Origin of the sequence: Chitinophaga sp., assembly GCF_036569185.1 — a bacterium.
Classification (GTDB): Bacteria; Bacteroidota; Bacteroidia; order Chitinophagales; family Chitinophagaceae; genus Chitinophaga.
Genome location: NZ_DATCRD010000298.1, coordinates 1 through 22,124, shown reverse-complemented (window position 1 = coordinate 22,124; position 22,124 = coordinate 1). Strand labels below are relative to the sequence as shown.

Sequence of the window (22,124 nt, the reverse complement as noted above, 5' to 3'; positions counted from 1 at the left end):
ACTACTCGTAACGCAATGCTTCAATAGGATCCAACCTGGAGGCCGATTGTGCAGGATAATAGCCAAAAAATACACCCGTAAAAGCACACACCACAAAAGAGAGCACGATAGAAGACTCCGATACCAGCGTGGGCCATCCCAGGGTAAGGGTAATTACCTTGGCAGAAGTAATTCCCAGTACTACTCCTATCAGGCCGCCTGTAACGCTGATGATAATGGCCTCCACCAGGAACTGCAGCAAAATATCAATGCCCCGCGCACCGATAGACATGCGTAATCCTATTTCCCTGGTGCGCTCTGTAACAGAAACATACATGATATTCATAATGCCGATACCGCCAATCACCAGTGAAATACCTGCAATGGCCGTTAACAGGATCGTGAGCAGGCTGGTGGTAGAGCTCAGCGTTTTTATCAGTTCCTCCATCGTTCTCACCTGGAAATTGTTTTCATCGGAAGGCCGCAGGCGATGCGTTGTTCTGAGGATATCTATAATTTCATTGGTAGCCTGGTCTGAAGTGCCTTCGCTCACAGCCGAAGCATAAATACTCTGGAAATAAATGGTGGCCAGGATACGCTTCTGCACCGTGGTATAGGGCGTAAGGATAATATCATCCTGGTCCTGCCCGAAGGAGCTTTGCCCTTTGGGCGCCAGTGTGCCTATTACCTGCAACGGGATGGATCCCAGGCGGATCACTTTTCCCACAGGGCTTTCCCCGCTTGGGAACAGGTTATTGATCACGGTTTGCCCCAATACACATACCTTGGCCGCAGTAGCCACATCGGCGTCCGAAAAACTGATGCCCTCATTTACTGTGAGCTTCCGTATATCAAAATAGGAAGGGGCCACTCCCTGCAGAGAAGTTGGCCAGTTCAACGCCCCGTAAATAGCCTGCCCCTTGGTAGATGCCACCGGCGATACCGCGCTCACATACTCTGCATTCTTTTGTATGGCCAGTACATCTGCAATGGTGAGCGACTGGAAGCTCTCTCCTCCTATCCGCACGCCGCCGGCCACATTACTGCTGGGCAAAATAGTGATCATATTGGAGCCCATGCTGCTGAGCTGTGTCTGGATACTTTCCTTGGAGCCCTGCCCTATGGCCACCATGGCAATAACGGCGGCCACGCCAATGATGATGCCCAGCATGGTCAGGAATGCCCGCAGCTTATTACGCTGCAAAGCCTTTAACGCTATCATTATGAGATTGACTGCACTCATGCTTTCGGTTAATTAGTAGTCTTCCGCCGGAGGCAATGCTGCCAGGGCTTCCTTTGCCGACCTTACGTTCTCATTTTTACTATCCTTCACCACTTTCCCGTCGCGCAGCATCACCGTTCTGCTGCTGAAAGCGGCTATATCCGGTTCGTGCGTAACAAACACGATTGTTTTTCCTTCCTGGTTCAGGTCCTGCATCAGGGCCATAATTTCATAAGAAGTACGGGTATCAAGGTTACCGGTAGCTTCATCTGCCAGTATCATTACCGGCTGGTTTACCAGCGCCCTTGCAATGGCTACCCTTTGCTGCTGTCCGCCGGAAAGCTGGCTGGGGGTATGATCTTCCCTTTCCGCCAGCTTCACTGCCTGCAGCGCATCCATGGCCCTGCTCCGCCGCTCCTGCACAGATAGCTCCGGGTTGTAGAACAGCGGCAGCTCCACATTCTCCAATGCAGAGGTACGGGGTAACAGATTGTACGCCTGGAACACAAATCCTATTTTGTGGTTCCTCAACCTGGCCAGTTCATTCCTCGACAGGTTACTTACATTCACCCCATCCAGCAGGTAACTGCCGGAAGTAGGTTTATCGAGGCAACCAAGAATATTGAGCAGGGTAGTTTTCCCCGAACCGCTGCTTCCCATAATAGTCACAAATTCGCCGGCAAATACATCAAAAGACACGCCTTTCAGTGCGCGCACTGTTTCTGTGCCCATTACAAATTCACGCTTGATTTGCTGCAGCTCTAATATTTTGTTGTTGCTCATCGTCTTCGCCCTCCCATTTTTGGTAAAAACGGACTGCCGGTACCTGTTGCACCCGCTACGGCCCCGCCGGCGCTGATACCCGTTATCACCACATCATTTTCGTTTAGCCCTGAGAGTACTTCAATATGGGTATTATCGTTCAACCCTGTTCTGATATGCCTTTGCACCAGTGTATCGCCCCGCAGCAGCCATACATAATTGGACGACCCTATACGGGCAGTGCTTTTGAACTTACCGCCGGTTGTGTCTTTCGTTTGGGCAGTACCACGGGCCCTTCTCACAGCGCTTTGTATTACATAATCTTTGAGCTGCACGGAATCAGGAATAAATTTCAACGCCTTCACCGGGAGCAGTAACGCCGTGTCTTTTTCTGCCGTATAAATGGTAACGTTGGCGGTCATGCCCGGCTTCAGCTTCATATTATCGTTAGGCGCGTTGATAATGGTGTTATAGGTAACCACGTTAGATGAAACAGATGGCTGCAGCCTGATTTCCTGTACGCGGCCGGAAAACACATCTTCCAGGTAGGCATCAACGGTGAAGGTTACACGAAGCGAATCCTTTACATTGCCTATATCGGCTTCATCCACGCTGGCTTCTACCTGCATCTTGGTAATATCTTTTGCGATCACAAACAGGGTAGGCGTATTAAAACTGGCGGCCACTGTTTGTCCTACGCTTACATTCCTGTTCAGCACCACGCCATCAATAGGTGAATGTATTTCTGTAAAGGAGAAATTCTTCAATGCCGAATTCAACTGCGCTGTTACGCTGGCCACGTTTGCTCTGGCCTGCCCTATCTGATTATAGGCAATATCATAATCGGCTTTACTGATGGCTCCTGTTTTATACAACAGTTCCTGCCGCTGGAAATTGTTCTTCTGGTATTCCAGGTTGGTTTGGGCTACCTGTACATTTGCACGCAGCTGATCTACCTGCGCCTGGAAAAGGTCCTTGTCCAGTTCCGCCAGCAATTGCCCTTTCTTCACCTTCGTGTTAAAATCCACATACAGGTATTTGATAGTGCCCGACACCTGTGTACCAACAGCCACGGTATCTACGGGCTGTATAGTACCGGTGGCCGTTACAGTAGTAGCGATATGCCCGTATTCCGGTTTGGCGGTATCAAACCTGACTGGTTCCTTTTTCTTCCTGATGAAGAAAAACCAGATCGCCACCAGCAGCAGTACGATCACCACCGTTATGATAACACCTTTATTTTTTCTCATACCTCATTTACATTTATAGTTTTACCGGTACGCCCCTGTAAAAATCATATATCCTGATATTCAGGGCAGCATTGTATTTTGCCTGTATATAAGATTGTAATGCCTGTATATATAAATTCTTCTGCTGAAGAAACACCACTACATTGGCAGCCCCTACTTTCAGCTGCTCACTGGCAATCCTGTAACCTTCCTGCGAATATTTCAGCTGCTCCACCGCGGCATCGTACTGCGATTGTGCATTAAGCACATTGATATATGCCTGTTCAATGGTTTGGGTAAGATTTGTTTTTGTATCCTTCAACACCAGTTTCGACTGATCTACTTCTATTTTGGCCTTTTCCACATTGGTTTTCACGACCCGCCGGGTGAAAATGGGAACAGATAAAGTAATTCCAATCTGCTGATAAAAATTATCATCCATTTGCTTGAAATAAGCGCTGCCTGCACCTCCGCTCACATAAGAAGATCCCAGCGAGCCCCCGGCAGTAAGTGTAGGCAGGTAGCCGGCCTTCGCCTTCGCCAGGTCGAGATTGGACACCTCTATACCCAGCTCGCTGCTTTTAATTTCCGGCCTGTTGGCCAAAGCGGAATCCTGCGTTTCCTGCAATGCATACAAACGGTTATTGCTGATCAGCGTATCCGGTTCCTGGATCTCAAAATTGTAACTGCTGGGCAACTGCAACAGCTGTTTCAGTATCAGCTTGTTCTGGCGGTGCTGGTTCTCGGCATTTATCAGCGTATAGCGGTCGTTCGCCAGCTGCGCCTGTAACTGCACCAATCCTATGAGCGCCATGCTGCCCACGTCATATTGTTGCTGCCCCTGTTTTACCTGTGCTTCCGAAGTAGCTACCACATCCTTCACGTACACAATATTCTCCTTTGCCAGTAAGATGTTCAGGTAAGCCTGTGTGATCAGCACGGTAATATCATTGATCTGTGTGGCAACGTTCAGGCCGGCTATCTGCGTAAGCAGGTTCTTTTGTTTAATATCATTGTTAAGATAACCTCCCTGGAACAACGTAACATTTGAGTTTACGCCGTAATTGCCGGTGGTATTTACGCGGTAAGATGAACCGCCTGCAGCAGTAATTGATTTACCACCATTAAGATCCTGGGAAACGGTACCGGTAAGATTAGGCAGCTTCGCCGCACGCGACAGCAGCAGGTCCTGTTCACTGCTCATCCTGCTCAGGCGAAGACTGTTCAGCTGGATATTGTTTTTCAGCGCATAGTCGAAGCACTGCTGCAGCGTCCATTGTGCGGGAAGATCCTGCAAGGTGCTGTCCTGGGCGTTTAGCCGGGACTTCACTGACAACAAAAAAATGAAAAGGAGTACTAATCTTCCGGGCTGTCTGAAAAACATCATCGTATAATCATTGATGTTAGTAAAGGCTACAACTGGAATAAGGGGCCAAATGCTGATAGCAATATACTTAATTATTCATCTTCCAACATCAGCGATGCTCCCTGCTCTTCTTCTTCCGTTCTCCTGTAAGCGTTATCTTTTCTGTCTTTATCCGCCACTGTGTGCAATTTGGATACGGATACCCGGCCTGCGTTAAGTACTGTTAATTATTGTTAACGCCCTGGTAGCGATACGTATCTGAGGGATCTTATTCGTCACCTGTGTAATAACGAAAACGGATCTACAGAAAGATAATAACGGATAAGTCGTCCGTTTGTTCTCTCCATAGATCCGTAAATTACCATCTCCGTTCTATTGGTTGCTTAGCCCGGTCTTTTCAGCGCCCTATATAGCATTTTTAAAAGTAGCATTTGACCTGCCGGTGCCCTGTGGCGGGCCCTGCTGCCAGTTTTCATCGTAGTATACAAAAAAGGCCATCCAGATGGTACGGGACCACCGCATCAGCAGGGGTTGTAGTATTACCAGCAACAGGGCGTTCACTCCCAGCCACCAGAAGATCCGGTTATCATAAATGGAAAAGCCGATGAACAGCCACCAGGCGATAAGGCTGGCCACACATACTGCTATCGACAGCGCATAGCTGACATAGCCGGTACCGTAGTAAAACCCTACCTCTACTTCCACGGGCTGGCCGCATACCGGGCATGTGTCGGGCATCTTTAAACAGTTTTTCAGGTCGTAGGGATTTTTTGTAGTATAGATGGCCCCTCTTCTGCAACGGGCGCACTTGTTCCCCAGCAGGCTTTTCAGCAGGCCGGGCTTTACATTATTTTTATCTGCACACATAAAATGAAAGATTTATCAGGAGATATGCTTCCGGAACTCCTCCGGCGTTGTTCCTGCGTATTTTTTAAAAAACTTGGTGAAGTAAGAATTGTCTGCAAAATTGAGCTGGTAGGCAATGGTAGCTATGCTCATATCTGCATTGATCAACAGCCGTTTCGCTTCCAGCAGTACCCGGTCGCGGATAATTTCCCCGGCCGATTTTCCCAGCATATGCCGGCAAAAGGCATTGAGGTAATTGGGCGTTACATACAACAGGGAGGCATATTCTTTTGGCAACCGCAGCTGCATGTAATGCTGTTCTACCAGTTTGCGGAAGTTGCGCAGCAATACATAGTTGTGCGGTGGCTCCTGCCTGGCAGCTCCCTGCCTGCTGGCGCGACTAACCTCAATAAACATTCCCAGCACATGCAGCCGCAACATATCCTGGCTGTAAGGCTGCTCTCCTTTTATTTCTTTCAGCATCGCCTCAAACTGTGCAGTAACCACCGGGATAGCTGCTTTAGGTAATTGCACCACTCCTTCTGCGCTTACCCCGCTGAAAAAAGGAAACCGTTCCACATAGTCTGCGTCCTGCAGAAAAGCGTTAAAAAACCCGGCAGATACATTCATCACGTAACCTTCTATCCCACCGGAAAAAAACCAGCTGTGCACCTGACCGGGTATCATAAAATATAACTGACCCGGTTTAACGGGAAACTTTTCAAAATCGATAGTATGACTTCCACTTCCGGCAGTAAAAAACGCCAGGTGATAAAACGAATGCCTGTGTGGGAAATGAATGTCCCGGTGAGCCGCCAGGTATTCAGAAAACCTGGCTACCAGTATATCTTCAGATGCCGGCTTTCCCATAGCCAGGGAACAGATATCGTATGTTGGAATGAGCGCCTTTGACATGATGCAACAAAGGTACAAAGGAAGTAAGAACGGGGGTTGTGGTATTAGGGGGTTTAATGGTACTTTTTACTTATAACGATAATTTGTGTGATGATCCGGACCGGATCATCACACAAATTACGGTGTTTATTATTGCTTCACATATTTCATCAGCCATTCGTCCATTTCCCATAGCATATGCAGGATGCTTTCTTTGGCTGCATAGCCGTGGCTTTCCTGCGGAAGGAATACCAGGCGTGCGGTACCTCCGTTTCCTTTAAGGGCATTATACAATCTTTCACTTTGCACCGGGAATGTGCCGGAGTTATTATCCGCTTCCCCATGAATCAGGAGGATAGGTGCTTTCAGCTTATCGGCATAAGAGAAGGGCGACATTTTATAGTACACTTCCGGCGCCTGCCAGTAGGTGCGTTGCTCATTCTGGAAACCGAAGGGAGTTAAAGTCCGGTTATAGGCGCCACTGCGGGAGATGCCTGCTTTAAACAGGTTCGTATGTGCCAGCAGGTTAGCCGTCATAAACGCGCCATAGGAATGCCCGCCTACAGCAATACGGTCTTTATCGCCAATACCCATTTCCGTGATCTTGTTCACCGCCGCTTCCGCATTCATTACCAGCTGGTCAATGAAAGTATCGTTAGGTTCTTTATCGCCCTCTCCTACAATCGGCATTTCTGTAGCATCCATCACCGCAAAGCCGCGGGTTACCCAAAAGATGGGCGAGCCATAATTTACACGGGTGAACCGGTAAGCAGAGCCACGTACCTGTGCGGCGTCACTGGCTGATTTGTATTCGCGGGGATAAGCCCACATCAGCACCGGCAGGCGGCCATCTTTAGCAGGATCATATCCTTCCGGCAGGTATAACATGGCGGTGAGGTCTACTCCATCCTTCCGTTTGTATTTCAGCAGTTGTTTCTGCACACCCTTCAGCTGTGGCTGCGGATGAGGAAATGCAGTAAGCGCAACGGAAGATTTCTTTTTAAGGTTTTGCAGGTAATAGTTTACGGGAGATGATACAGATTCGCGTGCAATGACCACCACAAGCCTGGCAGGATCTATCACATCGGCTACCTGCTCGTAATAAGGCGCAGAAGAACGCCACAGGATCTTTTGCTTGCTGTTATTTAAATTAAAGGAAGACAGGAAAGGCCGGTCGCCTTCAGGAGAAGCACCGGGGGCCGTCATCAGCAATTCCTGTGAAGGCGACACGTATAATACAGACCTGTTATACTGGTTCTTTATAGTTACTGGTGTTCCGGGATCGTTATAGCGATCATTCTCAGAACGGTCTATCAGCGTAACCGGCGCCTGTGATGGATTTGCCGGGTTAATACGGCTTACTCTTATTTTCTGTTGCGTATTATTGGCGTCGTATACCAGTGCCAGCTGATCGTTTGCCCAACTGATGCCGGCAAAACGGTTCACTGTTTTTACCAGCTCCTGTGGCGCAGCAGTGAACGGGGCCGGCAGGATATTTACCACATCGCGGAAGGGCACTTCTTTTTTGGGATCGCCGCCATCAAGGGCCTGTACCCACCAGATGGTGGCCGGTGCATCATTGCGCCAGGAGAAGTAACGGGGATAGTTGCTGGTGGCATCAAATCCTTTGGGGCGCACTTCATCCAGCGGGTTGCTGGCCAGTTTCTTTACCAGTTCTCCATTCATTTTCCATACTTCCACTTCTGTAGGGAAACGGCTGGAGCCTACCAGGTAGGAATACGGACGATGCAGGCTTTCCATCAGCAGGTATTGATTATCCGGCGATGGAGCGGCCGTTACATAAACAGCAGGTTTACCGATCACCTGTTCTGTTCCGGCGCCGATGATCACCGGCTCTGATTGGAAGTAATAATCAAACAGCTGCTCGTCGTATGGATTTTTCAGCATGTCCTGGTAAGTGGCTGCGGGAGCGGCCTTACCGGAAGTTTGCTGCACGGTTGGCCCTTCAGGCGCCAATGGTTTTTCCGGCGCTTTGCCAATAGAGGCCGGTACTGCCAGCGCCAGGATGCGGTTATCATCGATCCAGGTAAACGCAGGGCCTGCGATATCATTCAGCGCACGGGTGCTTTGCTGCGTGGCCGCGCCGGTAGCGACGTCTGCTTTCCATAAAGTAATACGGCTGTTGTCTGTAATCGTGAAAGCGATGCTTTTTTGTGAAGGCGACCAGCTGATATTGCTGATGCGCGCATTGGCAGGCAGACCGGTAACCGGGTATTCATTATTGCCTTTGATGTTTTTTATGCGGATGGCGGTGATATAGGAAGCACGGCTCGGGCCAAAGTTGGCCGGGTTGATACGAGCTCCTGCCAACCGGTATTCCGGCTGCGACAATTCTTCAATAGAAGGATAACTGGTTCGCTCCATGATCAGCATTACATCTCCCTTGCTGTTAAAGTCCGTCGACGGCGAAGGTGCTGCCATAGCCAGTTCCAGGATACTCTTTGGAGGGGTCTGGTACTTCAGTGCATCCTGGGCATAGGCATGAAGGGTAATGAACAAGGATAATGACAGTATTAATTTTCTCATAGCAGTTGATGTTGATAAGCAATCCGGCCAAAATAAACTTATTGCCACAGTTTGCAAAGCAGAAAATGATGAATGAAAAAGGGAAGCAACGTACACCTTCAGCAGGACTAAAAATTTTTATTGTAAGCCTATATCAGGACAAGCCCCCCAAGACCCCACGCGAGATAGTGTATGGGGAGTGTATTGAAAGTGTATGGTGAGTGTATGGTGAGTATATGGGAAGTGTATGGTAACTATATCAGGGGTACTACACATACACGAGTCCTAAGCAACTGAGAAATATGCAAGAAGTAATAGCAGCCCAACATTTAACTGTTGACCTGCTATTATTAAAAGTTCATTTATAGCTTAGTTCGTCCCAATAAGATATTAACCGGTTCTTCATCTCCCGAAAAAAAACATAAAAAAGTAAAAAGTTCCATTACCTTTGCAAACATCAGATGATATGATGAATACAAATACTTCTCCTTTAAAACGACTCAGCCTGGCGGAAGAGGTGGCAGACCGCCTCCAGGAGTTGATCAGCTCCGGTAAATATGCCGTAGGACAGCAATTGCCCACAGAACCGGAATTGATGTTGCAGTTTTCCGTGGGCAGGTCCAGTATCAGGGAGGCAGTAAAAATACTGGCCCATCGGGGGTTGGTGCGGGTGCAGCAGGGACTGGGCACCTTTGTACTATCGCAATCCGGTACAGGTGAAGCCCTGTCACAGCGGCTGCAGCGGGCGGATTTTGAAGACCTGAATGAAGTGCGTTTTTTACTGGAAGTAAAAATTGCGGAGAAAGCTGCTATGCATCGCAATAGCAAGGATATTGAGAAGATGAAAGGGTTTTTGAAGAAGCGTTTTGAATATGCGTCCAACAACCAGCTGGAGCCTTGTATCCAGGCGGATATCAATTTTCACAACGCGCTGGCGGAAGCAGGTAAAAATGAAATCATGCGCGATCTGTACAGAACTGTAGCAGAACACCTGAAAAAGTCTTTCCTGCAACGCTTTGCCAATACAGACAGCTTTGTGCGCACACAGCATTATCATGATGCGCTGCTGCAATGTGTCATAGACAAAGATCCCAGGAAGGCGCTGGTTTGGGCAACGAAGATCAGTGACCAGAACAAATAATTTTTTTACCCTCAAACATCAGATGATCTGATCTTAAAAGAACAGAAATGGAAACAACACTTGCAGAACAGCACAAAACAGCCGCTCAACAGGCAGCTCAGAACACGGTGCTGTCTATCTTACTGGCGTTAAGTTTTACCCACTTCCTGAACGACACGATGCAGTCGCTCATCCCTGCCATGTATCCTGTGCTCAAGGATTCCCTTAAATTAAATTTCACACAGGTAGGGCTAATTACCCTTACTTTCCAGATGTCGGCATCACTGCTGCAGCCGCTGGTGGGCCTGTATACCGATAAAAAGCCACAGCCTTATTCACTGGCTATCGGCATGAGCTTCACGCTGATAGGACTGGTGTGTTTATCGCTATCGCACAACTTCCCGATGGTATTGATATCCGTAGGACTGGTAGGCGTTGGATCCGCCGTGTTTCATCCTGAAGCATCGCGGCTGGCGCATATGGCTTCCGGCGGGAAACATGGTATGGCCCAATCATTGTTCCAGGTGGGCGGTAACGCCGGCAGCTCACTGGGCCCGTTACTGGCAGCCATGATAATTGTTCCATTCGGACAGTTCCATGTGATCTGGTTTTCAGTAGCTGCTTTGCTGGCTATCGTGGTGATGCTGAACATCAGCAGATGGTATCTTTCCAACACGCACCGCATTAAACCCAAAAAGACAGCGCTGGGGCTTGACAAGCCTAAGCTGTCTGATTCTACGATCATATTTTCGCTGGGCATCCTGCTGGTGCTGATCTTCTCCAAATACTTCTACATGGCCAGTATGACCAGCTACTATACCTTTTACCTGATTGACCGTTTCCATATTTCCACGCAGGCGTCGCAGGTATACCTGTTCATCTTCCTGTTTGCAGTAGCGGCGGGCACTTTTATCGGCGGCCCCGTAGGCGACCGCATCGGCCGTAAATATGTGATCTGGATCTCTATCCTGGGCGTAGCGCCGTTTTCCTTATTGCTGCCACATGCCAACCTGTTCTGGACAGCCGTGCTTAGTGTATTCATTGGCGTTATACTCTCTTCTGCATTTTCCGCCATTCTTGTTTATGCACAGGAGCTGGTACCGGGTAAGGTAGGCATGATTGCCGGGTTATTTTTCGGGCTGGCCTTTGGTATGGGCGGCGTAGGTTCCGCACTGCTGGGCCGACTGGCAGATGCCACCAGCATTGCCTATGTATACCAGGTTTGCGCTTATCTCCCCTTAATAGGACTCCTTACCGGGTTCCTTCCCAACCTGGAGAAAAAGAAATAGCAGCATTTAGCGGAGGCGCCGGCCTCCGCTAAATTCGCATACATTCGCACACTAAAACAATGGTTATGTGGAAAGGCATACTGCTTGTGCTGCTTGGCGCATGCAGCTTTGGAATTTTGTCAACGATCGTTAAGTCGGGTTATCAGCAGGGATATACATTAGGCGAATTATGCAGTGTACAGGCAGGTTTCGGGATGCTGACGTTATGGATCATCCAGGCGCTGTCAGGTAAAAGAACAGCGGGCCTGGGCAACAAAGCTGCCCGCACCTGCTTTATCCTGGGCAGTTCCACGGGATTGGTAAGCATTACTTATTACCAGAGCGTACAATATATTCCTGCCAGTATTGCCATTATACTACTGATGCAGTTTACCTGGATGAGTATGCTGGCAGAATGGATCATTTATAAAAAACGCCCCTCACCTGTACAATGGGTGGCCGTATTTTTTATTCTTGGCGGCACCCTCCTGGCAGGAGGCCTGTTTAATCACGGCCATACCAACCTGAACTGGAAAGGCATTGGATTTGGCCTGCTGGCCGCCATGTGCTATACCGTTTTTATTGTGGTAAGCGGCCGCGTAGCCGCTTCATTGAGCCCTGTGCTGAAGAGCGCCTGGATTGTTACCGGCGCATTTGTGATTATCAGCCTTATTTTCCCGCCGGTATACCTCTCCAACGGCCGTTTTACCGGCACTAATCTATGGATCTGGGGTATTCCCCTCTCCCTTTTTGGTACTGTGCTGCCACCTTTCCTTTTTTCAAAGGGAATGCCCCAAACGGGTGTATCGCTGGGAGCCATCCTCAGCGCCGCCGAGTTGCCGGTGGCCATGCTGGCGGCTACCATTTTCCTGCACGAACCGGTATCCTCTCTCCAGGTACTGGGCGTAGCCATCATATTAGGAGCTATTGCCATGGCAAATCTAAAACGCCGGAAATGAAAACCCATGAGGTGTTTTTTTTATTTATCTTTGCTCCCTCATTAGTGATTTACGAACTGTTTTTTCATGAAAGCATTTAATTTTTTTATTCTATATCGCCTCCCGATCGGTATCCTGCTACTGATAGGCGGTATTGCGCTGGGCCTTACGGTGGGCTGGTGGGAAGCCACCATTGTGCTGGTACTGGCAATAGTGTGCCTGGTAACGCATGTGATGTTTGGACCTATGAGGATAGTACAGGAAGCCGTGGAAGCCGGCGACATTGAAAGGGCTACCGCCCTGATGAACCAGGTAAAGTTCCCTAAACTGCTGTACAAACCTATCCGCTCTGTATACTACTTTATGCAAAGCAATATGGCCATGTACTCCAACGATCTCGATAAAGCTGAATCCACTATCCGCCAGAGCATTAACTCCGGCAGCCCCATGAAGGAATATGAGGGCATGCAGTATTTTCAGCTGGGTACCATCGCTTACCAGAAAAATGACCTGAAAACGGCTGATCAGAACCTGAAAATCGCAATGCGTAAAGGCTTACCGGACAAGGAAAACTCGGCTGCGGCCCTGTTAACCCTGGCGTCTATTGCCATGAGCCGCCGCGACTTCAAATCGGCCAAAGAATACTTCCGCAGGGCGAAAGCTCAGAAGCCTACCACTGCGCAGATTGTAAGCCAGATCAAAGAAATGGATAAATATATTTCCCGGATGCCGGGATAAGCAAACTGCTCCGGCAGCTTGTCTCAAAAAATGCAGTGGCGATAAAGTAACCTGAACCTTTGTCACCGCTGCATTTTTATTTTATAAATCGCTAACCAACATCGCGGATGCACTTAAAACTTTACACGTCCCTTTTCTTGTCTGCAGCACTCTACACCACTGCTGCCGCACAGGATACCAGCCGTATCAGCCAGCTGAACGAAATCACCGTTACCGCCGTTAAAGGCCCTCAGAAAGCCGGGGAAACCGGCAAGGTAGTCACTATCCTTTCACATGAATACCTGCAGCGCAACAGCGGCAGGAGCATTGCCGGCATCCTGAACCAGCAAACCGGCCTGATCATCAACGGTGCTGAAAACAATCCAGGCACCGTACCCAATGTGTACATGCGCGGGGCCTCCAATGGCAATACCCTTATCCTGGTAGACGGCCTCCCGGTAAGTGATGCGTCCCAGATCAACAACACTTTCGACCTCAATTTCATTAGCCCCGACCAGGTGGAACGGATCGAAATACTCCGCGGCAGCCAGTCGACCCTCTATGGCTCCAATGCCGTAGCAGGAGTGATCAACATCATCACCCGCAAAACCGGTGACAAGAAATTTGGCGCAGGCGCTACCGCCAGCTATGGCAGTTACCGCGATTTCCAGGGCAATGTAAATGTACATGGCAACATGAACCGTTTCTCCTACCTGGTGAGCTATAAACATGAAAACACCAGGGGCTTCTCCGATGCCTACGATTCTACCCGCAAAGCGGGGTTTGATAAAGACGGTTTCAGGCAAAACAGCGTTTTTGCAAAACTGGGGCTTACTGCAGGGAAACGCTGGAATTTCGGCTATCTTTTTAACTTCAGTAATTATCATCACGACCTGGATGAGGGCGGCTATAGAGATGAAACGGATTATACCGGTAAGTCGAAATACCTGCTCAATGGCTTCAGCAGCGAATACCGGTTTAAAAACGGGTCCTGGCACGTATTGTACAGCTACCAGCGCACCAACCGGGAAATACTGAACGACTCCGGTTATGTGGGAGTGGGCGCCTATGCGCGGTACGACAGCTCCCTGTTCACCTCCAACATCCACCAGCTGGAAAGCTATGTAAACCTTGACCTGAGCAACCGCATCAGGCTGATAGGAGGCGCCGCCTATAACCGCGCGGCCACCAACCAGGAAGATTTCCTGGAAAGCACTTACACCCCGGGCGTAATAATTCCCAGCAAGTTATCGCCCGACAGTTCCCATACCAGCCAGATCAGCGTGTATGCTTCCTTCCTGCTGCATAACATGAATGGCTTTAACCTGGAAGTGGGCGGCCGGTTCAATCACCATAGCCTGTATGGCAATAATCAAACCTTCTCTATTAACCCCTCTTACCTGATCAATCCAAATCATAAGGTATTTATCAATATTTCTTCCGCCTATATGGTCCCCTCCCTGTACCAGTTGTACGCCGCCGGTTATGGTAACCGGGACCTGAAGCCGGAAACCACTACCAGCTATGAGGCAGGCTACCAGGCCAATGTGGCTAAGGGTAAGGTAGATTTCCGGGTAACCGGCTTTGCCCGCAGTACCCGCGACCTGGTGATCTTTTACTTTGATCCTGTTACCTTTTTCAGCCAGTACCAAAATGCCAACAAACAAAAGGCTTATGGCGCCGAAGCAGAAGTTACCTGGAGCATTACAAAGAAACTGCAGTTAACGGCCAATTATACCTATGTAGATGGCCGGGTTACCGTGAACCAGCATGGTAAGGACTCTTCCTACTACAACCTGTACAGGGTGCCTAAAAACGCCGTGAATGCCACTTTAGGCTACCAGGCCACCCCGGCGCTGTATGTATCGGCTACCGCTAAATACATCGATAAGCGTTTCGAGGGGGCTAACCTGATGGGGGATTATTATACCGTGGATTTATATGGTGAATATAAATTTGGTAACTTGCTTAAAATTTTCGCCGGTTTCAGAAATATTACAGATTATCAGTATTTTGATATTTCGGGATATAATTCACGCCGGTTTAATTTTAATACCGGTATCGTAGTTAATTTGTAAACATTAAAATCAACATAATGTCTTTAAAGAATCTTAATCCACGATTTGGTGTATTGCTGCTTTTTATCCTGGCAGCAGGTGTAATACGTGTCGTGTTGGGATCAGATGCTACCATGCAACCAATCGCCATGTTTACCCCGGTAGGCGCTATGGCTTTATTCGGCGGCGCTTCTTTTTCACAGAAATGGAAATCATACGCCTTTCCTTTATTAACGCTCTTTGTTAGCGACATTATCCTGATGCAGGTTTTCCATAAGCAGTTTGCAGAAGGCTTGCTGTACAGGGGCTGGGTATGGAACTATGCCAGCTTTGTGCTGATTGTATTACTGGGACAGCTTTTAATCAAAAAAGCAAGTGTTGCCAACATCCTGATGGGTTCTGTGGGTGCAGCGCTCCTGCATTTCCTGGTATCCAACTTCGGCGTATGGATCAGCGGTTCCACCAATATGCTCACCGGTTTACCGTACACTAAAGATGCCGCAGGATTAGCCAGCTGCTACATCCAGGCAATTCCTTATATGTGGTACGTGCTGGTAGGTAATATTGTTTACTGCAGCATTTTCTTTGGCAGCTTTGAACTGGTTAAACGCAGACTGCGTTTTGCACAATAGTATTTTTACATTTGTTTTTAGAGATTTGGGGCTCAGGCAGATGAACACATTTGTCTGACCCTAAATCTCTAAATTATTATAGGGGATTTCATATTTGCCCTTCTTCTGCATAGCATTTCTGTATTAGCACCCTGGCTACAGTTTAACTGTAATACCCATACGAAAACAAGACATACGAAAATAAATCACGACACATGCGCAGCATTTCACGCAAATTTCAGGTTTCCTTTATTGCAGCAGTATTCGCTATCGCGGGATTAGCCTCCTGCTCTAAAGATAACCAGGCAGAAGTAATTGTACCACAGATAGTAAGCCCGGGGTTAAAAAACGGCAATGATACCATCTTTATCGGCGACAGCCGTGTACTGAGCCCGCAGCTGGCCGAAGTGAAAGATCCAACTTTCCTCTGGCTGGTAAACGGCGTACAGGTAAGCACCGATTCTACCTATACTTTTACTGCAACAGCAAAAGGTGATTATACCATCTCCTATAAAATAATTTCGGGCAATGCACTGGCTACTTTCTTTTACCGTATCAAAGTGCTGGGCAAATTTGAAAATGGATTTTTCCTGGTGAATGAAGGCTGGTTTGGCCACGGCCCCGGGGATGTGAATTTTTACCGTAACGGGGAAGATTCCGTTTACCAGGATGTATTTCAACGGACCAATCCTGGTAAAACATTAGGCACTACTACCGACTACGGCGCTATTTACAATAATAAAATGTACCTGGTATCCAAACAGGGCGCCTTTGTGGTAGCAGATCCCGGCACCATGAAGGAAACCGGCCGTATTGACCAGCTGCCGGCCGCAGGTAACTCCTTTTGCGGTATAAACAACAGCACAGGCTTAATAGGCACCGCCGATGGCGTATATCCCGTTAATCTTCAAACACTGGCTGTAGGCAGTAAACTGGCCGGCGTAACCGGCCAGGTAGGCGGCATCATCAAAGCCGAAGCTTATGTACTGGTCATGTCGCAATCGCAGGGTATAGTAGCATTAAATAACACCGATCTGAGCGTGGCCAAAGTGTTAGGCCCTGCAGATGTAGGCTTTACCCGTACGCCGGATGGTACCGTTTGGGCCGCCCGTGATAACATGCTGTTTGCTATTAACGCCAACAGCCTGAAAATGGACACTGTAACCGTTCCCTTCCCGGTATACGGCTCCTGGGGCGCCTGGAACGCAGGTATGCTGAGCGCATCTACTATTGAGAATGCAGTATTCATCGGCAAAACAAATTCATGGGGCGCTGGCGGCAGGGAAGTGTACAAATATGCGGCAGGCAATCCCAATTCCCTGAATACACCATTTGTAACTATTCCTGACGGCCGTGAAATGTATGGTGCAGGCGTAAGGTACAACCCGGGCAATAACACCATCGTAATAACAGACGTGAAATCAGGTTATGGCGACAATTATAAAAACAATACGCTGTACATCTACGATGCCAGCAACGGCGGGCTGAAGAAAAGCGTGAACTTCACCGGCTTCTTCTTCCCGGCAATGCCATTGTTTAACTAATAATTTCCTGTGGCGGGCTTTGATCAAAGTCCGCCACAGGAAAAAGGCTAAAAGCTTTTCTATGCTTCATTTAATTACAGGCGGCGCCCGTTCGGGTAAAAGCAGGTACGCACAGGAGCTGGCCTTATCACAAAGCGCTCATCCCATATATGTGGCCACTGCCAAAGTATGGGACAATGATTTTGCACAACGCATACAGCGGCATAAGGAGGAAAGAGGACCGGCATGGGTGAATTATGAAGAAGAGCTGTATGTGAGCCGCCTGCCGCTGGACGGGCATACCGTAGTGATCGACTGCATCACCCTCTGGCTTACCAACTTTTTTACAGCACACGAGTATCATACCGGCAATACGCTGCAGGCCATCCAGGCGGAAATACATGCCATTCACCAGAAAGCAGGCACTTTTATTATTGTAACCAACGAAATTGGAATGGGCGTTCATGCGGAAACTGAAGCTGGCCGCAAGTTTACAGACCTGCAGGGTTGGGTGAACCAATATACGGCGCGTATATCCGGTACCGTTACACTAATGGTGTCGGGCATTCCGGTTGTAATTAAGAAAGAAGTGTAAAAATCCCTTATGATGAATGATATCCGTATACTACCAGTATCTACCGAATTAAGCACCGCATTACAGGATAAGATAGATCAAAAGACCAAGCCGCCCGGCTCACTGGGAAAACTGGAAAGCATTGCCCTGCAGGCAGGTCTTGTACAAAATACATTGAGCCCGTCTGTAAAGAACCCCGCCATTATTGTATTTGCAGGAGATCACGGCATTGCAGCCGACGGACAGGTAAATCCTTTTCCACAGGCTGTTACCGCTCAAATGGTATATAACTTCCTGAATGGAGGCGCGGCCATCAACGTATTTTGCAGACAGCACCAACTGGACCTTACCGTAGTGGATGCCGGGGTAAATCATGTGTTTGCACCACATCCGCAGCTGAAAGACCGTAAAATGGGAATGGGTACGCAGAACTTCCTGCATATGCCGGCCATGCAGCTGGATCAGTGCAAACTGGCCATGCAGTCGGGCGCCGCTGAGGTGAAACTGCTTTTTGAAAAAGGATGCAACGTAGTGGGTTTCGGGGAAATGGGCATTGGTAATACTTCTGCGGCATCGTTGCTCATGAGTCATTTTACCGGCATACCGGTGGCCGAATGTACCGGTACAGGCACCGGCAGCAATGCACAGCAATTAATGCAAAAAAAGGCCATACTGCAACAGGTAATGGCCAAACATGGATCACCCGCTTCGCCTGAACAGGCCCTGGCTACATTTGGCGGTTTTGAAATAGCCATGATCTGTGGCGCCATCCAGCAGGCAGCCGCGCTTAACATGCTGGTGGTGATAGACGGCTTTATTGTAACCGCCGCTTTACTGGCGGCCGTACAAATGCAGCCCAACGTAAAAGATTATTGCATTTTTGCCCATTGCTCTGAAGAAAAAGGACATAAAGCGATGCTGCAACATCTTCAAGTATCACCTTTATTACAAATGGATATGCGTTTGGGAGAAGGCACCGGCGCCGCACTGGCCATTCCCCTGATCAGGAGTGCAGTAGCTTTTTTGGAAGAAATGGCCAGTTTTAACAGTGCACAGGTATCAAACCGTACAATATGAAAAAACAGTGGCAGCTATTGCTAACCGCTATCATGTATTATACGCGTATACACGTTCCCGTTAGCACGCCCTGGTCTCCGGAATTGCTCAGCCAGGCTACCCGCTATCTTCCGCTGATAGGATGGATTACGGGCCTTATTATGACGGCCGTGTTGTATATACTGGGCAGCATTGCTCCTCCCATGGTGAGCATACTACTGGCGATTATTGTGGGCGTGTGGATTACCGGCGCTTTTCATGAAGACGGGTTTGCGGATATGTGCGATGGTTTCGGCGGTGGCTGGACCAAAGAAAAGATCCTGGACATCATGAAAGACAGCCGTATAGGCACCTACGGGATGCTGGGACTGCTGCTGATCATGACCCTTAAATACCTGTCGCTCCGCGAGCTGCCGCTGTATAAAGTGATGCTCTCCATCATAAGTGCGCAGCCATTGAGCCGCTTTGTAGCAGTAACGGTGATATATACCCATAAATATGTGCGTGAAAACGACGACAGTAAGGCCAAACCTATTGCCAGGGGCATTACCCTGCCCGACCTGTGGATAGCGGCTTTATGGGGCTTTATTCCTTTTGTTGCAGCCATGATTTACCTGCAGAACTATACCCTGCTGCTTACTATTCCGGCCCTGTTTTTAGCGCGCTGGTATATGGTAAGACTGATGCAGAAATGGATAGGCGGCTATACCGGCGATTGCCTGGGCGCCGTGCAGCAGGTATCCGAGGCTGTTATTTATTTATGCTTTTGTATTCTTACATGGAAATATACCTGATCCGGCATACCACACCGGCTATAGAAAGTGGTATTTGTTACGGCGCCTCCGATGTGGATGTAGCCGGTAGTTTTGATACCGAAGCAGCACGCATAAAGCCCCTGCTTCCGGCAGGGCCGCTGGAGGTATATACCAGCCCGCTGCAACGCTGTGAAAAGCTGGCAGCCGCGTTATTCGATAACTATATCAAAGACGACCGGTTAAAAGAAATGAATTTTGGTAACTGGGAGATGCAGCCCTGGGAAAACATCAGCAAAAATGCCCTGAGCAAATGGGCCGACAACGTGGTGTTTGAGCATATTCCCGGCGGGGAAAGCTATGAGGAGCTCTATAACAGGAGTATAGCCATACTGGAGGAAATAACTGCTACAGGAAAAGACACGGTGCTGGTTACACATAACGGGGTGATCCGCTGTATAGTAGCGCATGTGACCGATACCCCGCTCGTGGATGCGTTTGATATCTCAGTGGATTATGGTCATATTTCGCATCTACGGGTGGAAAACGGAGAGGTAAAAATGATAAATTCTAATCTGTAAATAGTTGTCTTTAAACAATTTATATTAAAATTTTTAAATATCTCCCTAAAAAACAAAAAAACTGGTAATTCGTGCTAACTTTATGTTTACATATACCGTATATAAAAGCACACAATAAAATCTGTTATAATGACAACATCTTTTCTGAATATCCCGCTTTTGTTTTTGCAGGAAATAGGTATCAAGGAATTACTGCTGATAGCATTGGTAGTACTGTTATTGTTTGGTGGTAAGAAGATACCTGAGCTGATGCGTGGTTTGGGTAGCGGCATTCGTGAGTTTAAAGATGCCAAAGATGAACCAGGCAAAAAAGGAACTAAAGCAGACGCGTCTGACGCCAAAGCGAACTAAATTCCTGTTATAAAAACAAAAGGCAAATTGCGCATTGAGTATGCACGATTTGCCTTTTTTTATGCTTTTAACCACCTGTTCTTATCAGGCAGCGATCTGTACTTCATCGAGATTGGAAGTACTTTTATTGTTCACTGATTCAAATCTTTTTTTAAAATACCAGGCTGATGCCAGCATCATCACGATACCTGTAACAGAAACGCCCAATACAGCATCTGTAAAAAACTGGCTCCACGATAAAGCCATGCCGCCAAAATTCTTGAATAACATCACCAGCACACTTCCCAGGTAACCAAAAGAATCGGCCACATAAATGATAAAGCCAACATTGCTCACGTATTTAAATACTGCGATAAGTCTTTCAAAGAAGATACAGTTAAAGGGAATGTAACCCATATACAATCCTAATCCTGTTAAAGTCATCCACCATACAGGATCCAGCTGATGCTGCTTATATAGCAAGGTGCTGATCAGCGCCACCAGGAACCCGGTGATCACAATAAAATGATTCAGCATAAACGCGTGAAAATTATTTTTCACAAACACCAGCAATCCCATGATCACAATGATGGCTACCGAAACAGGGATCTCTGTTTGTGTAAAAATACCCGCCTGCGTGCCGTAGCCCAGGTCTTTCCAGATATCCGCCGCAAAATTGTCGCGCATATCCCGCAATACGGTGAGTAATACATAACTGGCAATGAGTAATACCAGCCCGGGTAAAAAGGTGTGGAGAAATGTTTTTCTTTCCTGTTTGTTCATAGGCGCACGGCGCGTTCTCAATTGCTCATCTTCCGTTGAAGGGGGCGGGATCTGCTCCAGTAACAATATACAGGTCATGATGGGCACAATAAATACCAGGCCGGTGATAAAAGGCATCCAGTATTCCGTTACATGCCAGCTCACCACCGTCATTTTACCTACTGATTTTACAAACCCCGAAGAAAAGATAAAGCTCACCGATAATACTGCTCCCATAAATTCCGTACTGCGCCGGCCTTCCAGGTAACTGAACACCAGCCCCCAGATCATACCCAATGGAAACCCGTTGAGAAAAAGAAACGCAATATTATACGGGGCTGGCACCACAGCGAAACCCAGTAAGGCCAGCCAGGATATGCCTATCAGCATCATGATACTCTGCGCCCGTTTATTGCCTTTCATTTCCGCTATAAAACGGATACCGTAAAACTTGCTACAGGCATAACCAATTGTTTGCGTAATTACCAGCCAGATCTTATAATCAATGCCGAGGAAAGTTACTCCCTCGAAAATACCCGCTGTAAAAGGCTTCCGGAAGGCATACATGCAGGAATATGTACCAAAGGCCACCAGGGCAGCATACAGTGAAAAAGTAACATGATGCGCATGCTGCAACCGCTTCCGTATCCAGGTAATATTCAACATCTTTTGACAAATGGTTTGGACAAAGGTGCGGGTCCAATGTAAACTCATTGTTAATAAATGCTGAACTTAATGTTAAGTATTATTAAACATGAGCTTCGTGGCCTTCGGCCACTGAAATTGTCTTGGTGCAGGATTAGGATGATTATACTGATTACACTGATTTTCCTGCCGTTTGTTGTTTGGATTATAATGCGGTTGAATAGAGCGAATGGTGGCCTTCGGCCACTAAGATTGTCTTGGGGCAGGATTAGGATGATTACGCTGATTACACTGATTTTTTTAGAGAGAAGAAGAAGGAATTATTTCTTTCTTCTTCTTTTTTATATAGATAAATCAGGTAATAAT

20 protein-coding genes are annotated in these 22,124 nt (G+C 48.0%); 12 read left to right on the top strand and 8 right to left on the bottom strand.

Annotation, left to right across the window (positions count from 1 at the left end; translation table 11 throughout):
• Nucleotide 1 precedes the first annotated feature (1 nt).
• The 7 genes from VIM72_RS23385 to VIM72_RS23355 form a co-directional block, all read right to left on the bottom strand.
• A complete protein-coding gene (locus VIM72_RS23385) occupies nt 2-1,222 on the bottom strand; it encodes an ABC transporter permease (RefSeq protein ID WP_332005239.1) in 1,221 nt (406 codons plus the stop codon).
• Between the two features lie 12 nt (nt 1,223-1,234).
• Nucleotides 1,235-1,984 carry an ABC transporter ATP-binding protein gene (locus tag VIM72_RS23380; protein WP_332005238.1) on the bottom strand — a complete coding sequence of 250 codons (750 nt, stop codon included), beginning with the start codon at nt 1,982-1,984 and terminating at the stop codon, nt 1,235-1,237.
• The gene (locus VIM72_RS23375; protein ID WP_332005237.1) at nt 1,981-3,213 is read right to left on the bottom strand and encodes an efflux RND transporter periplasmic adaptor subunit; all 1,233 of its coding nucleotides are present in this window, start codon (nt 3,211-3,213) and stop codon (nt 1,981-1,983) included. Before VIM72_RS23375 ends, VIM72_RS23380 begins: the two co-directional genes overlap by 4 nt.
• 13 nt (nt 3,214-3,226) lie before the next feature.
• Nucleotides 3,227-4,522, bottom strand: coding sequence for a TolC family protein (locus tag VIM72_RS23370; RefSeq protein ID WP_332005236.1), 1,296 nt, complete (start codon nt 4,520-4,522; stop codon nt 3,227-3,229).
• A gap of 441 nt (nt 4,523-4,963) precedes the next feature.
• The gene (locus VIM72_RS23365) at nt 4,964-5,425 is read right to left on the bottom strand and encodes a DUF983 domain-containing protein (protein WP_332005235.1); all 462 of its coding nucleotides are present in this window, start codon (nt 5,423-5,425) and stop codon (nt 4,964-4,966) included.
• Nucleotides 5,426-5,440: 15 nt separating this feature from the next.
• Nucleotides 5,441-6,319, bottom strand: a complete 879-nt coding sequence (locus VIM72_RS23360; RefSeq protein WP_332005234.1) for an AraC family transcriptional regulator — start codon at nt 6,317-6,319, stop codon at nt 5,441-5,443.
• A gap of 129 nt (nt 6,320-6,448) precedes the next feature.
• A complete protein-coding gene (locus VIM72_RS23355) occupies nt 6,449-8,845 on the bottom strand; it encodes a S9 family peptidase (RefSeq protein ID WP_332005233.1) in 2,397 nt (798 codons plus the stop codon).
• A gap of 445 nt (nt 8,846-9,290) precedes the next feature.
• On the opposite strand from VIM72_RS23355, the gene VIM72_RS23350 reads away from it, so the two are divergent.
• The 12 genes from VIM72_RS23350 to tatA all read left to right on the top strand — a co-directional run bounded on the left by VIM72_RS23350 (nt 9,291) and on the right by tatA (nt 20,372).
• Complete coding sequence (locus tag VIM72_RS23350; RefSeq protein WP_332005232.1) at nt 9,291-9,965, top strand: FadR/GntR family transcriptional regulator; 675 nt, start codon at nt 9,291-9,293, stop codon at nt 9,963-9,965.
• A 47-nt stretch (nt 9,966-10,012) separates the two neighbouring features.
• On the top strand, nt 10,013-11,233 hold the full coding sequence (locus VIM72_RS23345) for an MFS transporter (protein WP_332005231.1): 1,221 nt from the start codon (nt 10,013-10,015) through the stop codon (nt 11,231-11,233).
• 65 nt (nt 11,234-11,298) lie between these two features.
• Nucleotides 11,299-12,171, top strand: a complete 873-nt coding sequence (locus tag VIM72_RS23340; protein ID WP_332005230.1) for a DMT family transporter — start codon at nt 11,299-11,301, stop codon at nt 12,169-12,171.
• A 66-nt stretch (nt 12,172-12,237) separates the two neighbouring features.
• Nucleotides 12,238-12,888 carry a hypothetical protein gene (locus VIM72_RS23335; protein ID WP_332005229.1) on the top strand — a complete coding sequence of 217 codons (651 nt, stop codon included), beginning with the start codon at nt 12,238-12,240 and terminating at the stop codon, nt 12,886-12,888.
• A 137-nt stretch (nt 12,889-13,025) separates the two neighbouring features.
• Nucleotides 13,026-14,945 (top strand): TonB-dependent receptor plug domain-containing protein, encoded by a 1,920-nt coding sequence (locus tag VIM72_RS23330; RefSeq protein WP_332005228.1) that lies wholly within the window; start codon nt 13,026-13,028, stop codon nt 14,943-14,945.
• 17 nt (nt 14,946-14,962) lie between these two features.
• Entirely contained in the window at nt 14,963-15,556 is a 594-nt protein-coding gene (locus tag VIM72_RS23325; protein ID WP_332005227.1) for a DUF6580 family putative transport protein, read from the top strand.
• A 194-nt stretch (nt 15,557-15,750) separates the two neighbouring features.
• Nucleotides 15,751-17,079, top strand: coding sequence for a DUF5074 domain-containing protein (locus VIM72_RS23320; protein WP_332005226.1), 1,329 nt, complete (start codon nt 15,751-15,753; stop codon nt 17,077-17,079).
• Nucleotides 17,080-17,140: 61 nt separating this feature from the next.
• On the top strand, nt 17,141-17,653 hold the full coding sequence (locus VIM72_RS23315; RefSeq protein WP_332005225.1) for a bifunctional adenosylcobinamide kinase/adenosylcobinamide-phosphate guanylyltransferase: 513 nt from the start codon (nt 17,141-17,143) through the stop codon (nt 17,651-17,653).
• Between the two features lie 9 nt (nt 17,654-17,662).
• Nucleotides 17,663-18,709, top strand: a complete 1,047-nt coding sequence (gene cobT / locus VIM72_RS23310; protein WP_332005224.1) for a nicotinate-nucleotide--dimethylbenzimidazole phosphoribosyltransferase — start codon at nt 17,663-17,665, stop codon at nt 18,707-18,709.
• Nucleotides 18,706-19,482 (top strand): adenosylcobinamide-GDP ribazoletransferase, encoded by a 777-nt coding sequence (locus VIM72_RS23305; protein ID WP_332005223.1) that lies wholly within the window; start codon nt 18,706-18,708, stop codon nt 19,480-19,482. The genes cobT and VIM72_RS23305 overlap by 4 nt, the downstream gene beginning before the upstream one ends.
• Nucleotides 19,467-20,021, top strand: coding sequence for an alpha-ribazole phosphatase (gene cobC / locus VIM72_RS23300; RefSeq protein WP_332005222.1), 555 nt, complete (start codon nt 19,467-19,469; stop codon nt 20,019-20,021). The genes VIM72_RS23305 and cobC overlap by 16 nt, the downstream gene beginning before the upstream one ends.
• 129 nt (nt 20,022-20,150) lie before the next feature.
• Nucleotides 20,151-20,372: a twin-arginine translocase TatA/TatE family subunit gene (gene tatA, locus VIM72_RS23295; RefSeq protein ID WP_142684874.1), complete on the top strand. Its 222-nt coding sequence runs from the start codon at nt 20,151-20,153 to the stop codon at nt 20,370-20,372.
• An 84-nt stretch (nt 20,373-20,456) separates the two neighbouring features.
• Here tatA and VIM72_RS23290 read toward each other — a convergent pair whose 3' ends face one another.
• Nucleotides 20,457-21,779, bottom strand: a complete 1,323-nt coding sequence (locus VIM72_RS23290; RefSeq protein WP_332005221.1) for a DUF5690 family protein — start codon at nt 21,777-21,779, stop codon at nt 20,457-20,459.
• Nucleotides 21,780-22,124 lie beyond the last annotated feature (345 nt).